The organism is Burkholderia sp. BKH01, assembly GCF_025685725.1.
GTDB classification, from domain to species: Bacteria; Pseudomonadota; Gammaproteobacteria; order Burkholderiales; family Burkholderiaceae; genus Burkholderia; species Burkholderia pyrrocinia_C.
This window is the reverse complement of sequence record NZ_JAOTQT010000012.1, coordinates 122,455-136,592: the sequence shown is the minus strand read 5'-3', so window position 1 is coordinate 136,592 and position 14,138 is coordinate 122,455. Positions and strand designations below refer to the sequence as shown.

Below are 14,138 nucleotides of genomic sequence, written 5' to 3'. Positions count from 1 at the left end.
GCCCGGCCGATTGAACACTGGCAGGAAATAAAAAAGCGCGGCATTTCCCGCGCTTTTTCAATGGGTTCGAGCTGCCGCACTCAGTGATGCGCGGCCTTGCCCTTGTCGCCGCCATGATGCCGCGACGGCTTCGCCATCGACTGCGGATTCGGCACGACACGCACCGGCGCCGCCGACACGGCACCGCGCGTCGACGTGTTCGAAGGCGTGTTGTTCAGCGGCACCGCCGGTGCATTCGGCGACACGAACTGCACGAATACCTCGCCGTCCTTCACCATGCCCATCTCGTAGCGCGCGCGCTCCTCGATAGCCGCGGTACCGCTCTGCAGATCCTGCACTTCGCCTGCGGTCCGCTCGTTGCGCAGCTTCTCGTCCGCATTCTTCTGGAGCTGGTCGCCGAGCTGCTGACGCAATTCATGCACCCGCAGCCAGCCGCCGTGTCCCCACCATAGGGGGTACTGAATGAGCGCCAGCAAGGCAATCAGGACGACAGTGACAAGCCGCATGTAAGAGACGCAGATATAAGAAGCGCCGCTCCGCGCACGTGCACAGAGCGGCGTCGATATGACGAACCCGATATTAGCGCGTTAGCGCAGGTTATAGAAAGCCGATTTACCCGGGTAGCTCGCGATGTCGCCGAGATCTTCCTCGATGCGCAGCAGCTGGTTGTACTTCGAGATGCGGTCGCTGCGCGACAGCGAACCCGTCTTGATCTGACCGGCATTCAGGCCGACCGCGATGTCCGCGATCGTCGAATCTTCCGTTTCGCCCGAGCGGTGCGAGATCACGGCCGTGTAGCCCGCGCGCTTCGCCATTTCGATCGCCGCGAACGTTTCGGTCAGCGTACCAATCTGGTTGATCTTGATGAGGATCGAGTTCGCGATGCCCTTCTCGATGCCTTCCTTCAGGATGCGCGTGTTCGTGACGAACAGGTCGTCGCCGACGAGCTGCACCTTCTTGCCGAGGCGGTCGGTCAGCAGCTTCCAGCCTTCCCAGTCGCTTTCGTGCATGCCGTCCTCGATCGACACGATCGGGAACTTGTCGGCGAGCGTCGCCAGGTAGTCGGTGAATTCGGCCGACGACAGTTGCAGGCCTTCGCCCGCGAGCTGGTACTTGCCGTCGTGGTAGAACTCGGATGCGGCGCAGTCGAGCGCGAGCAGCACGTCCTCGCCCGCACGGTAACCGGCCTTCTCGATTGCCTGGAGGATCGTCGACAGGCACTCGTCGTTGCTGCCGAAGTTCGGTGCGAAACCGCCTTCGTCGCCGACTGCCGTGCTCATGCCGCGGTCGCTCAGAATCTTCTTCAGTGCGTGGAACACTTCCGCGCCGCAACGCAGGGCTTCACGGAACGTCGGCTGGCTGACCGGGACGATCATGAATTCCTGGATGTCGAGGCTGTTGTTCGCGTGCGCACCGCCGTTGACGATGTTCATCATCGGCACCGGCAGTTGCATCGCGCCCGAACCGCCGAAGTAGCGGTACAGCGGCAGGCCTGCCTCTTCGGCGGCAGCCTTCGCGACGGCCATCGACACGGCCAGCATCGCGTTCGCGCCGAGGCGCGACTTGTTGTCGGTGCCGTCCAGCTCGAGCAGCGTCTTGTCGAGGAACGCCTGTTCCGACGCGTCGAGGCCCATGATGGCTTCGGAGATTTCGGTGTTGATGTGCTCGACTGCCTTCAGCACGCCCTTGCCGTTGTAGCGGCCGGCTTCGCCGTCGCGCAGTTCGATCGCTTCACGCGAGCCCGTGGACGCGCCCGACGGCACCGCCGCGCGGCCCATCGTGCCCGATTCGAGCAGCACGTCGCATTCGACGGTGGGGTTGCCGCGCGAATCCAGAATCTCGCGGCCGATGATATCTACGATTGCACTCATGGGTTTCCTCTGAGAATGACGATGGATTCTTCAAACTGCGACGGCGTGCGTGCCGGAACCGCTTTCGCTACTGACGCGCGAAGCCGTCGCAAGGTTCATTCGATCTTTAATTGAAATCGTTTTCCAGGAACGGATTACGCTTCACCGCCTGGTCGAGCGTGACGAGCGTCTCCAGCAGCGCGCCCATCCGGTTCAGCGGCACCGCGTTCGGGCCGTCCGACTTCGCCTCGGCCGGATTCGGGTGCGTTTCCATGAAGAGGCCCGCGACGCCCGTCGCGACCGCCGCACGCGCGAGCACCGGCACGAATTCGCGCTGGCCGCCCGAGCTCGTACCCTGCCCGCCCGGCAGTTGCACCGAGTGGGTCGCATCGAATACGACGGGCGCGTTCGTTTCGCGCATGATCGCGAGCGAACGCATGTCCGACACGAGATTGTTGTAGCCGAACGAGACGCCGCGTTCGCACGCCATGAAGCGGTCTTCCGACAGCCCCGCTTCACGCGCCGCGTCGCGCGCCTTGTCGATCACGTTCTTCATGTCGTGCGGCGCGAGGAACTGGCCCTTCTTGATGTTGACGGGCTTGCCCGAGCGCGCGCACGCGTGGATGAAATCGGTCTGGCGGCACAGGAACGCGGGCGTCTGCAGCACGTCGACGACCGACGCGACCTGCTCGATCTCTTCGATCGAATGCACGTCGGTCAGCACCGGCAGGCCGAGCTGGCGCTTCACCTCGGACAGGATCCGCAGGCCCTCGTCCATTCCGAGGCCGCGAAACGACTTGCCCGAGCTGCGATTCGCCTTGTCGTAGGACGACTTGTAGATGAACGGAACGTTCAGCTTCTCGCAGATCTCCTTCAGGCGGCCCGCCGTGTCGATCGTCATTTGCTCCGATTCGACGACGCAGGTACCCGCGATCAGGAAAAAAGGCTTGTCGAGACCGACCTCGAAATCGCACAGCTTCATGCTTTCACTCCGCGCGCTTGCTTGTTGGCGAGCGCGGCTTCGACGAACGACTTGAACAGGGGATGACCGTCACGCGGCGTGGACGTGAATTCCGGGTGGAACTGAACGCCGACGAACCACGGGTGCATCGAGCGCGGCAGTTCCATCATTTCCGGCAGATCCTCGCTCGGGGTACGCGCGCTGATGATAAGGCCGCCGCTTTCGAGCTGGGGCACGAAGCGGTTATTGACTTCATAACGGTGGCGATGACGCTCGTTCACGTCCTTGCCGTAGATTTCTTCCGCCATCGTGCCGGGCTTGATCGGGCAGCGCTGCGAGCCGAGGCGCATCGTGCCGCCGAGATCGGATTCCTCGGTGCGCGTCTCGACCTTGCCGTCGCGGTCGTACCACTCGGTGATCAGCGCGACCACGCGTTCCGGCGTGTCCGGATCGAATTCCGTGCTGTTCGCCTGTTTCAGGCCGACGACGTCGCGCGCGAACTCGATCACCGCGAGCTGCATGCCGAGACAGATGCCGAGATAAGGCACCTTCGCCTCGCGCGCATAGCGGATCGCCGCGATCTTGCCTTCGGTGCCGCGACGGCCGAAACCGCCCGGGACCAGCACCGCGTCGAGGTGCTTAAGACTGTCGACGCCGTTCGTCTCGATCTCTTCCGAGTCGATGTACTCGATGTTGACCTTCGTCGACGTGTGCAGCGACGCGTGACGCAGCGCCTCGATCAGCGACTTGTACGATTCGGTCAGGTCGACGTACTTGCCGACCATGCCGATCGTCACTTCGTGCTTCGGGTTCTCCAGCTTCTCGACGAGCTCCGACCACATGCTCAGGTCGGCATCGTGCGGCGTCAGCTTCAGCTCGTCGCAGATGATCTTGTCGAGGCCCTGGTCGTGCAGCATCTGCGGAATCTTGTAGATGCTGTCGGCGTCCCACACCGAGATCACGGCGTCTTCCGGCACGTTCGAGAACATCGAGATCTTCTTCGATTCGTCGTCGGGGATGCGGCGATCCGCGCGGCACAGCAGCACGTGCGGCAGGATGCCGATCTCGCGCAGCTTCTGCACGCTGTGCTGGGTCGGCTTCGTCTTCAGCTCGCCGGCCGTCGCGACGTACGGCACGAGCGTCAGGTGCACGAAGCACGCGCTGTTGCGGCCGAGGCGCAGGCTCATCTGGCGCGCGGCTTCAAGGAACGGCAGCGACTCGATGTCGCCGACCGTGCCGCCGATCTCGACGATCGCGACATCCGGCTCGCCGCAGGTGGCCGATGCGGCCCCGCGCTCGATGAACGCCTGGATCTCGTTCGTGATGTGCGGAATCACCTGAACGGTCTTGCCGAGATAGTCGCCGCGGCGTTCCTTGCGGATCACCGATTCGTAGATCTGGCCGGTCGTGAAGTTGTTGGCCTTGCGCATCTTCGTGCTGATGAAGCGCTCATAGTGGCCGAGGTCAAGGTCCGTCTCCGCCCCGTCTTCCGTCACAAACACTTCGCCGTGCTGGAACGGGCTCATCGTGCCGGGGTCGACGTTGATGTAGGGATCGAGTTTGAGGAGGGTGACTTTCAGACCGCGCGATTCGAGGATCGCGGCGAGGGAAGCGGCGGCAATACCCTTGCCAAGGGAAGAAACTACGCCGCCGGTGACGAAAACATATTTGGTCATCGCTGGATGCTCGCGGGAAAAACGGATTATACCGTAAAGCCCGCCCTTTTCTCAGCAACTGACGTGATGATCGCGCCCTTTCGGGCGGACCCGCGCCAACCGTGAGCCGGGGGCGAACCGGCCGGCCGGTCGGCGCGGCCGCACCCGCCGCGGCGCGTACCGGACCGCCGAGCGAAGCGTCAGGCGCGCTTCGCGAGCGGGGCGCCGCCCTGCGACACACCGCCCTCCTCCGCCTTCAGCGAATTCAGCATCCGCTGCAATGCGCGGGCGGTCTCGAGCGGCCGCTCCATCGGGAACAGGTGGCTGCCCTCGAGCCATTCGACGCGGCCGCGCGCCGCACGGCGTGTCGCGTCGAGCCCGACCTGCCGCACCTCGCGCGAACGCGTGCCGGCGAGAAAACCGATCGGCACCGGCGCGCCGTGCGCGAGCCGCGGGCCGAGCGTGTGCGGCAGCGTCCGGTAGATCAGGTATTCGACTTGCCGATCGAACGCGAGCGCGCGCTCGCCGTCGGCGCCGGCCTGCGGAATGCCGTAGTCGATGTAGTCGGCCAGCATCCGTTCGTCCCAGCGCGCGAACGCGGGCTTCTCGCGGAAGTGCCGCCAGACTTCGTCGCGGCTCACCCAGTGCGTGCGCCGGTTGCGCGTCGCGGCGGCCGGCGACAGCCGCTCGTCGAGCCCTGCCCACTGGCTCGCGCGCAACGCGCCGGCACGCCAGCCCGCGATGATCGGCGAATCGATCATCACGACGCCGCGCACCCATTGCGGCTTCTTCAGCGCGGCCATCAGCGACAGGTAGCCGCCGAGGGAATGGCCGACGAGCCAGACGGGACGCTCGTAGCGGCTGCCGATGTCGTCGAGCAGTTGCTCGACGAGATGCGGCCAGTCGCGCGTCACCGGGTAGCGGCGGTCGTGGCCGATCCGTTCGATGTAGCGCAGCTCGTAGTCGTCGGCCAGTTCGGCGAAGATCGTCCGGTACGTCGACGCCGGAAAGCCGTTCGCATGCGAGAAGTGGAGGATGTCCTTCAAACGCCGATGTCTCCTTTGTCGACGGGAGTTAGTGCTTCGGCACTTACTCCCGTCCCATGCTTCGCGTTCTGCCGGGCCAGTGCTCCGGCACTTTGCGCGGGTCTCACGCATTCTTTATAAACCGGCCCTCGCCCCGCTCAACGGTCCATCCAGTACCCTCGCCGTACGTCGCGATACCGCTCGAATGCAAACCCGCCGTCGGCCGGCGCGACGTCGAACCGCACGGCGCCGTCGCGATCGGTGCGCGGCAGCGGAATCCCGCGCGCCTCGTAGCGCGCGAGGACGGTCCGGTGCGGATGCCCGAAACGATTGCGATAGCCTACAGGAAATACCGCGACGCGCGGCCCGACCGAATCGAGGAAAGGCTCGACCGACGACGTGCGGCTGCCGTGGTGCGGAACGACCAGGATCTGCGCGGCCAGCGCGTCGCGCGCGGCGTCCACGAGCTGGCGCTCGGTGCGTGCTTCGATGTCGCCCGTCAGCAGCGCGGACGTGCCGCCCGCGTCGACGCGCAGCACGCACGATTGCCCGTTCGACGAGCCCGCGCCCGGGCCGCCCGGTGGCCAGAGCATCGTGAAGACGACGCCGTCCCAGGTCCAGCGCTGCCCGGCCGCACAAGGCAGCCGGTCGGCGACGCCGGCGGCCGTCGCGTCGCGCCACAGCCGGCTCGTCGGCGCAATGCCGGCCAGCAGCTGGCGCACGTCGGTTGCCGCATAGACGGCCGGCGCGCCGCCCGCGTGATCGGCGTCCGCGTGACTGAGCACCAGCGAATCGATCACCGCGATGCCGCGCGAGCGCAACGCCGGCGCGACGATCCGCGCACCGGCATGCGTCGACTCCGCGCCCGGCCCCGCATCGAACAGCAAGGTTCTGCGCGCGGTCTCGACCAGCACCGACGCGCCCTGCCCGACGTCGAGCACGGTCAGCCGGAAGCCGCCTGGCGGCGGCGCATCGGGTGCCGGCGCGACGAGCGGTAGCCACGTGAGCGGCGCCGCCCAGCGCAACGGCCAGCCGCGCGGCATCAGCGCCCATGCGACGCCCACGCATGCAAGCGCCAGCACCGGCCAGTCGGGCATGCGCAGCCAGAACACGCCAGCCGGCCAGTCGGCGAGGTACCCGAGCAGCGTCATCATCGGTTCGAGCGCCGCATGCGCAAGCCGGAATGCATACGCATCGAGCGGCGCGGGCAGCGCGATGCCGGCCAGCACGATCGGCGTCACGACCGTGCTCACCCACGGAATCGCGAACACATTGCCGAACGGGCCCGACAGCGAGATCTGCGCGAACCACGCCGCCGTCAGCGGCGCGAGACCGATCGTCACCGCGTACTGCACGCGCGTGGCCTCGGCGATACGGCGCGCGGCGCGCGTGCCCCACGCGCGCAACCGGCTCGATGGGCCGGCCGTGTCGCCACCCTCCTCGCGTTGCGCGTCGACCTCGCGCGCCGCGCGCCAGCCGGCGACGGTCAGCAGGATCACGGCCACCGCTCCGAACGACAGCCAGAACCCGGCCGACAGCACGGCCCACGGATCGGCGAGCAGCACGCCGCCGAGCGCCGCGCACAGCACCGCCGACGTCGGCACGCTGCGCCCGGCCAGATACGCGATGCCTCCGGCCGCGATCATCCACCACGCGCGCTGCGCCGGCACGTTGAAGCCGGCGAGCGCCGCATAGCCGGCCGCGGCCGCCAGCGCGGCAAGCGATGCCGCGTACGGCGCCGGCAACACGAGTGTTGCGGCCCGCGCACGCCAGCGCAGCCGGCGCCAGGCCATCGACACGAGCCCACCCGCGATCGCGCCGACGAGCCCGACGTGCAGGCCGGAGATCGCGACCAGGTGGCTCGTTCCCGTGTTGCGCAGCACGCGCCAGTCGTCGTCGCCGATGCCGGACTGGTCGCCGATCGCGAGCGCGGCGACGATGCCGCGATGGCCGGCGTCGACACCGAGCGTCTCGCCGATGCGTGCCCGCAGTACATCGCGCAGCCGATCGATCGACGCACGCCAACCCGATGCGTGCGCATCGAGCAATACCGACCGCCGCGGCGCGCTGACATAACCGATCGCGCGAATGCCGGCGGCGAGCCACGCCGCCTCGCTGTCGCGCACGCCGGCATTGGCCTCGGCGTGCGGGCGCTTCAGGCGCACGACGAAGCGCCAGCGCTGCGCGGCACGCAGCTCGGGAAGCGGATCGCGCGTCGCGGATGCGCCATACGCGCGCCACGACAGCCGGATCAATGGCGGAAAACGGGCCAGCCCCGCATCGTTCGACTCGACCGCGAGCAGCAGCCGTGCGCCCGTCTCGTCGACGACGGGCAGCCCCCGGATCACGCCGGTGACGACGATGTCGCGCCCTTCCCAGTCGACGGGCAAGCTGTCGCGCAGCCGCCATTCGGCCCGCGCCGCCGCATAACCGAACCCCGCCACGCAGGCCGCGAACGCGCACAGCATCCATCCGAGCGCGACGGTCGTGCGCGTGCGCCGGCGGCGCATGCACCACGCTCCGAGGGCCGCGCAACCGGCAAGCACGACCGCACCGGCCGTCCATGCGATCGCGCCCGGCAACGCCGCCTGCCGCTGCAGCACGACGACGCCGAGCGCAAACGCGATCCACCACACGCGCATCCCGCCTCCTCGTCGACCTGGCACCGCCATTGCGAATGCGGCGCCTTCCGGAAACGATTATGCGGACGAAAGTGCGAGTCGCGGCAGCGCGGCGAGCGCGTTGGCCGAAGTGGATAGGCCGAGTGAACTGGCGTCGAGACCGCGCAGTTCGGCTAGCACGTCGCCGATGCGCGGCACCTGGTCGGGCGTGTTGCGGGATTTGTACGCCCATTCGGGTGCGATGTCGGGCGCGTCCGTCTCGACGACGATCGCGTCGAGCGGCAATTCCGTGGCGAGCCGGCGGATCTGCAACGCGCGCGTGAATGTCACGTTGCCGCCGAAGCCGAGATGCAGCCCCTGCGCGAGATACGCTTCGGCCTGCTGGAAACTGCCGTTGAATGCATGCGCGATGCCGCGCCGCACGCCGAAGCGGCGCAGCCCCGCGAGCACGCGGTCCTGCGACTTGCGCACGTGGCACAGCACGGGCAGGTCGAATTCGCGCGCCAGCTTCAGCTGCCCCTGGTAGAAGAACTGCTGCCGGTCTTCGTCGAGCCCCGGCACGAAATAGTCGAGGCCGATCTCGCCGATCGCGACGAAGCGCGGATCGTCGAGGCTCGCTTCGATCTCCATGCGCAGCCGGTCGAGATCCTCGTCGCGCGCGTGCGGCGTATACATCGGATGGATGCCGAGTGCATAGACCGCACCCGGCGTGCGCTGCGCGAGTTCGCGCACCGTCGTGAAGTTATCGCGCCCGATGCTCGGGATCACGATACGCGACACGCCGGCCGCGCGCGCCGCGCGCGCGACCGCATCGCGGTCGGTGTCGAACTCGGCGGCATCGAGATGGCAATGCGTATCGATCCACATGACGGCATTCCTGTACCCCTCGCGCCGCGCCGGGACGAACCCGACGGCCCGGCCAGGGGCGTTCGCTTACACCGGCAGCGCCGGCTCCTCGTGCAGCACGCCGTCGCGCAGCCGCATGATGCGGTCGCAGCGCGCGGCGAGATCGGGATCGTGCGTGACGATCACGAAGCTCGTTTCGAGCGTCTCGGACAGTTCGAGCATCAGGTTGAACACCGTGTCTGCCGTCGTGCCGTCGAGGTTGCCGGTCGGCTCGTCGGCGAGCACGCACGCGGGTTTCGTGACCAGCGCGCGCGCGATCGCGACGCGCTGCCGCTCGCCACCCGACAACTCACCCGGCCGGTGTTTCGCACGCGGGCCCAGACCGACGCGTTCGAGCATCGCCTGGGCCTGCGCGCGCGCATCCTCGGTCGTCATCCGGCGGATGCGCAGCGGCATCGCGACGTTGTCGAGCGCAGTGAACTCGGGCAGCAGGTGATGGAACTGGTAGACGAAGCCGAGTGCGCGGTTGCGCAATTCGTTGCGCTCGCGCTCGGCGAGCTGCGTAAACGGCTTGCCGAGCAGCGACACCTCGCCCGCGCTCGGCTCGTCGAGCCCGCCCAGCACATGCAGCAGCGTGCTCTTGCCGGAGCCCGACGCGCCGACGACCGCGAGCTTCTCGCCGCGCCGCACCGTCAGCTCGGTATTGTTGAGCACCTGCACGTTGAAGCCGCCCTGCACGAACGCCTTCGTGATCCCGCGCGCCTGAAGCACGTATTGCTGCATACCTGCCGAATCCTGTCTGTTGTGTTGTTTTGAATCCGCGAATGCGGTCGCGCGGTCATTCATAGCGGAGCGCCTCCGCCGGCTTCACCTTCGCGCCGCGCCAGCTCGGATAGAGCGTCGCGACGGCCGACAGCGCGAATGCGATCAGCCCGATCCGGATCACGTCGCTCGCGACGAGTTCGGACGGCAGCTCGCTGATGAAGTACACGGACGGTGGCAGGAACTGCACGCCGAACAGATGTTCGATCATCGGGATCAGCCACGGGATGCTCCACGCGATCAGGCAGCCGAGCGCGACGCCCGACGCCGTGCCGACGAAGCCGATCGTCACGCCCTGCACGACGAAGATCTTCATGATCGACCCCGGCTGCGCGCCGAGTGTGCGCAGGATCGCGATGTCGGCCTGCTTGTTGGTCACGGTCATCACGAGCGACGACACGAGGTTGAACGCGGCCACCGCGATGATCAGCGTCAGGATGATGAACATCATCCGCTTCTCGATCTGCACGGCCGAGAACCACGTCTTGTTCTGCTGGGTCCAGTCGCGGATATACAGGCTGCCCGACAGCGTATGCGACAGCTCGACCGCAACCTGCGGCGCCTTCTGCATGTCGGTCAGCCGCAGCCGCACGCCGGTCGGCGCAGCCATCCGGAACAGCGCCTCGGCGTCGCGGATGTTGATCATCGCGAGCGTGCTGTCATATTCGTAGTGGCCGGACTCGAACACGCCGACGACCGTGAACTGCTTCAGACGCGGCATCATCCCGGCCGGCGTGATCGAGCCTTCGGGCGCGACCAGCGTGACCTTGTCGCCGACCGTCACGCCGAGGTTGCCGGCGAGCGCGTCGCCGAGCACGATGCCGAACTGGCCCGGCACGAGCGCGCCGAGCTGCCCGGCCTTCATGTCCTTGCCGATGTCGGAAACCTGCGGCTCGAGCGTCGGCTCGACGCCGCGCAGCATCACGCCGCTCACCGCGTCCTGGCGCGTGAGCAGCGCCTGCGCGTCGACGTACGGCGCCGCGCCGACCACCGACGGATTGCGGCGCGCTTCCTGCGCGGTCAGTTGCCAGTCGGGCATCGAGCCCGTCGGCGAGAACACCTCGACGTGCGCGAGCACCGACAGCATGCGGTCGCGCACCTCCTTCTGGAAGCCGTTCATCACCGACAGCACGACGATCAGCGCCGCGACGCCAAGCGCGATCCCGAGCATCGACACGAGGGCGATGAAGGAAATGAAGCCGTTGCCGGTCGTGCGTTTGCCGGCGCGCGTATAGCGCCAGCCGATCTGCCATTCGTACGGAAGTTTCAAGCGAATCCTTTCTACTGGTTACGGCGGGAAGGCGCCCCGCGGCCGGACCGCCGCCCGGCGGCGGCCACCGGCCCGGGCGCGGTCGAAAAACGGCCGCCGGACGCGAACGGGCCGTCTGCCGGCCCGATCACGCGCGCAGTTTGCCATACAATGCGCACCATCATGCACGACCGACGCCTCCATTTTCTCGTTCCGTTCGCGCTGCCGTCGGCCGCCGACGCGGCCTCATCCCTGCACACGCTGGACAGCCCCGCGCTCGAAAAGTTGCTCGCCCGCGCGAGCCTCGTCGAGCGCGTGGCCGGCGAGGACTTCCAGCGCACGCTGCCGCACGAGCGCTGGCTGGCCCGCCAGTTCGGCGCGACCCAGGGCAACGCCGCGGACGAGGCACCACTCGCGCCCTACATGTTGCTGGCGGACGGCGGCGAACCCGGCGCGCAAGCGTGGGCATGCGTCGAACCCGTCCACGTCGAAATCGCGCACGATCACCTGGTGCTCGTCGATCCGGCGGCGCTCGCGCTCGACGACGGCGACGCGGCCGCGCTGCTCGCGGTCGCGCGGCCGCTGATCGAGGAGCTCGGCGTGCGGCTCGAAGCGCCGAACCCCGCGCGCTGGTACCTGTCGAGCGAACAGCTCGCACGGCTCGCCGGCGCCGCGCCGCTGCGCGCAAGCGGCCGCAACATCGAGATCTGGCTGCCGCACGAGGCACACACGGGCGAACGCTCGCGGATGTGGATGAAACTGCAGAACGAAGTGCAGATGGCGTGGTTCCAGCACCCGGTCAACGAAGCCCGCGAGGCGCGCGGCCTGCCGGCCGTCAACTCGATCTGGTTCCATGCGCAGGGCACACTGAAGCCGGTCGGCAAGCCGTTCGCGCGCGTGCTGTCCGCATCGCCCGCCGCGCTCGGCCTCGCGCGCGCCGCGCAAGCCGAAGCCGGCCCCCCACCCGCCGCGTTCGGCGCGCTGCCCGCCGCCGACGGCGCAACGCTCGTCGAACTGCCGACGCTGACCGCCCCATTCATCGAGCAGGACTGGGCGCGCTGGCACGACGGGCTCGCCGCGCTCGAGCGCGAATGGTTCGCGCCCGCGCTCGCCGCGCTGCAGAACGGCGAGTTGGCGAGTGTCGATTTCACGCTGTGCGGCGATACGAGCTCCGTGACGCTGCACGCGACGCGCGGCGACCTGCGCAAGTTCTGGCGCCGCCGTGTGCTCGCCTCCCTGTTCGAATAACAAGCAGACCCCGAATGACCCGGATCGTTACCCGCCCCGTCGCGCCCGCCGACGCCGAAGTGCTCGCGCGCCACGGCCTGCATCCCGTCCTCGCGCGCCTGTATGCGTCGCGCGGCGTGCAGTCCCCGACCGACATCGAGACCGCGCTTGCGCGCCTCGTCCCGCCTACCGAGCTGAAAGGCTGCGCCGACGCGGCGTCGCTGCTCGCCGACGCGATCGCCGACAAACGACGCCTGCTCGTCGTCGCCGACTACGATTGCGACGGCGCGACCGCCTGCGCGGTCGCGGTGCGCGGCCTGCGGATGTTCGGCGCGCAGATCGACTACCTGGTGCCGAACCGCTTCGAATACGGCTACGGCCTCACGCCCGAGATCGTCGAGCTCGCGGCCGCGCGCAAGCCCGACCTGCTGATCACCGTCGACAACGGGATCGCGAGCGTCGCGGGCGTCGAAGCCGCGAACGCGCGCGGCATCGACGTGCTCGTGACCGACCACCACCTGCCCGGCGACGCGCTGCCCGCCGCCCGCGCGATCGTCAACCCGAACCAGCCCGGCTGCGCGTTCCCGAGCAAGCACATCGCCGGCGTCGGCGTGATGTTCTACGTGCTGCTCGCGCTGCGCGCCGAACTGCGCCGGCGCGGCGCATTCGCGAGCAAGGAAGCCGAGCCGCGCCTGGACGGCCTGCTCGACCTCGTCGCGCTCGGCACCGTCGCGGACGTCGTGCGGCTCGACGGCAACAATCGCGTGCTCGTCGCACAGGGGCTGCAGCGCATCCGCAACGGCCGCATGCAGCCGGGTGTCGCCGCGCTGTTCCGCGCCGCCGCGCGCGAAGCGCGCACCGCGTCGGGCTTCGACCTCGGCTTCGGCCTCGGTCCGCGGCTCAACGCCGCGGGGCGGCTGTCCGACATGTCGCTCGGCATCGAATGCCTGATCACCGACGACATCGGCCGCGCGTGGGATCTCGCGCAGCAGCTCGACGTGATGAACCGCGAGCGCCGCGAGATCGAGGCCGGCATGCAGCAGCAGGCGCTCGCCGATCTCGCCGACGTCGACCCGGCCGACGCGTGCACGATCACGCTGTTCAACCCCGAGTGGCACCAGGGCGTGATCGGCATCGTCGCCGGACGGCTCAAGGAAAAATTCCACCGCCCGTCGTTCACGTTCGCGCACGCGGACGACGAAGGCAAGCGGGTCAAGGGGTCGGGCCGGTCGATCGCCGGCTTCCACCTGCGCGACGCGCTCGACCTCGTGTCGAAACGCGAACCGGACCTCATCGTCGCGTTCGGCGGCCATGCGATGGCGGCCGGTCTCACGCTCGACACCGAGAACGTGCCGCGCTTCGCGGCCGCGTTCGAGGCCGTCGCGCGCGAATGGCTGTCCGACGATGCGCTCGCCCGCGTGATCGAGACCGACGGCGAACTCGAGGACGCGTACTTCACGCCGCAGTTCGTCGGGCTGCTCGACGAGGCCGTCTGGGGGCAAGGTTTTCCGGCCCCGCTTTTCTCCGGGGAATTCGACGTCGTGTCGCAGTCGCTCGTGAAGGAAAAGCACCTGAAGCTGCAGCTTGCGCGCGGCCGCCAGCGCTTCAACGCGATCTGGTTCAACCACACCGAGCCGCTGCCGGCGAGCGCGCTGATCGCGTACCGCCTCGTCGCCGACACGTGGAACGGCGTCACGCGCGTCCAGTTGATCGTCGAACACGCAGCCGGCTGAGCGCGAGCCGCCCGGCCCGCGGTGCCCGCCGACGCACGCACGCCGCGCCGGACGAGGCCGCGGCACGCATGCAAGCACCATTCGCGTCACCGGGCAACTCTGCCGATCGGCTATAATTCCGCTTTTTTACGAAGCAAGAATAGCGAGCG

At 68.2% G+C, this 14,138-nt stretch carries 11 protein-coding genes; 2 read left to right on the top strand and 9 right to left on the bottom strand.

Annotated features, from left to right (window positions below; all coding sequences use genetic code 11):
* Positions 1-80: 80 nt before the first annotated feature.
* The 9 genes from ftsB to OEJ37_RS19245 all read right to left on the bottom strand — a co-directional run bounded on the left by ftsB (position 81) and on the right by OEJ37_RS19245 (position 11,050).
* Complete coding sequence (gene ftsB, locus OEJ37_RS19285; RefSeq protein ID WP_096471271.1) at positions 81-506, bottom strand: cell division protein FtsB; 426 nt, start codon at positions 504-506, stop codon at positions 81-83.
* An 81-nt stretch (positions 507-587) separates the two neighbouring features.
* Positions 588-1,871: a phosphopyruvate hydratase gene (gene eno / locus OEJ37_RS19280; protein ID WP_011352544.1), complete on the bottom strand. Its 1,284-nt coding sequence runs from the start codon at positions 1,869-1,871 to the stop codon at positions 588-590.
* Between the two features lie 106 nt (positions 1,872-1,977).
* Positions 1,978-2,832, bottom strand: coding sequence for a 3-deoxy-8-phosphooctulonate synthase (gene kdsA, locus OEJ37_RS19275; RefSeq protein ID WP_174383860.1), 855 nt, complete (start codon positions 2,830-2,832; stop codon positions 1,978-1,980).
* On the bottom strand, positions 2,829-4,487 hold the full coding sequence (locus tag OEJ37_RS19270; protein ID WP_034183570.1) for a CTP synthase: 1,659 nt from the start codon (positions 4,485-4,487) through the stop codon (positions 2,829-2,831). The genes kdsA and OEJ37_RS19270 overlap by 4 nt, the downstream gene beginning before the upstream one ends.
* Positions 4,488-4,666: 179 nt before the next feature.
* Positions 4,667-5,512: an alpha/beta fold hydrolase gene (locus tag OEJ37_RS19265; protein WP_072437005.1), complete on the bottom strand. Its 846-nt coding sequence runs from the start codon at positions 5,510-5,512 to the stop codon at positions 4,667-4,669.
* A 137-nt stretch (positions 5,513-5,649) separates the two neighbouring features.
* Positions 5,650-8,133: a DNA internalization-related competence protein ComEC/Rec2 gene (locus tag OEJ37_RS19260; protein WP_263345126.1), complete on the bottom strand. Its 2,484-nt coding sequence runs from the start codon at positions 8,131-8,133 to the stop codon at positions 5,650-5,652.
* Between the two features lie 57 nt (positions 8,134-8,190).
* Positions 8,191-8,979 (bottom strand): TatD family hydrolase, encoded by a 789-nt coding sequence (locus tag OEJ37_RS19255; RefSeq protein WP_263345125.1) that lies wholly within the window; start codon positions 8,977-8,979, stop codon positions 8,191-8,193.
* Between the two features lie 66 nt (positions 8,980-9,045).
* Positions 9,046-9,804, bottom strand: a complete 759-nt coding sequence (gene lolD / locus OEJ37_RS19250) for a lipoprotein-releasing ABC transporter ATP-binding protein LolD (RefSeq protein WP_411859273.1) — start codon at positions 9,802-9,804, stop codon at positions 9,046-9,048.
* Positions 9,797-11,050, bottom strand: a complete 1,254-nt coding sequence (locus OEJ37_RS19245) for a lipoprotein-releasing ABC transporter permease subunit (protein ID WP_034183566.1) — start codon at positions 11,048-11,050, stop codon at positions 9,797-9,799. Before OEJ37_RS19245 ends, lolD begins: the two co-directional genes overlap by 8 nt.
* A 150-nt stretch (positions 11,051-11,200) precedes the next feature.
* Here OEJ37_RS19245 and OEJ37_RS19240 point away from each other — a divergent pair, with 150 nt between their 5' ends.
* Together OEJ37_RS19240 and recJ are read left to right on the top strand one after the other, a co-directional pair.
* Positions 11,201-12,277, top strand: coding sequence for a regulator (locus OEJ37_RS19240; RefSeq protein ID WP_263345123.1), 1,077 nt, complete (start codon positions 11,201-11,203; stop codon positions 12,275-12,277).
* A gap of 14 nt (positions 12,278-12,291) precedes the next feature.
* Complete coding sequence (gene recJ / locus OEJ37_RS19235) at positions 12,292-13,989, top strand: single-stranded-DNA-specific exonuclease RecJ (RefSeq protein ID WP_174420596.1); 1,698 nt, start codon at positions 12,292-12,294, stop codon at positions 13,987-13,989.
* Positions 13,990-14,138 lie beyond the last annotated feature (149 nt).

Excerpts from the sequence above, each read along its gene's own strand:
- OEJ37_RS19260 (WP_263345126.1), bottom strand. The coding sequence starts at position 8,133 with ATGCGCGTGTGGTGGATCGCGTTTGCGCTCGGCGTCGTCGTGCTGCAG.
- OEJ37_RS19240 (WP_263345123.1), top strand. The coding sequence starts at position 11,201 with ATGCGCACCATCATGCACGACCGACGCCTCCATTTTCTCGTTCCGTTC.
- lolD (WP_411859273.1), bottom strand. The coding sequence starts at position 9,804 with ATGAATGACCGCGCGACCGCATTCGCGGATTCAAAACAACACAACAGA.
- OEJ37_RS19255 (WP_263345125.1), bottom strand. The coding sequence starts at position 8,979 with ATGTGGATCGATACGCATTGCCATCTCGATGCCGCCGAGTTCGACACC.
- eno (WP_011352544.1), bottom strand. The coding sequence starts at position 1,871 with ATGAGTGCAATCGTAGATATCATCGGCCGCGAGATTCTGGATTCGCGC.
- kdsA (WP_174383860.1), bottom strand. The coding sequence starts at position 2,832 with ATGAAGCTGTGCGATTTCGAGGTCGGTCTCGACAAGCCTTTTTTCCTG.
- ftsB (WP_096471271.1), bottom strand. The coding sequence starts at position 506 with ATGCGGCTTGTCACTGTCGTCCTGATTGCCTTGCTGGCGCTCATTCAG.
- recJ (WP_174420596.1), top strand. The coding sequence starts at position 12,292 with ATGACCCGGATCGTTACCCGCCCCGTCGCGCCCGCCGACGCCGAAGTG.
- OEJ37_RS19270 (WP_034183570.1), bottom strand. The coding sequence starts at position 4,487 with ATGACCAAATATGTTTTCGTCACCGGCGGCGTAGTTTCTTCCCTTGGC.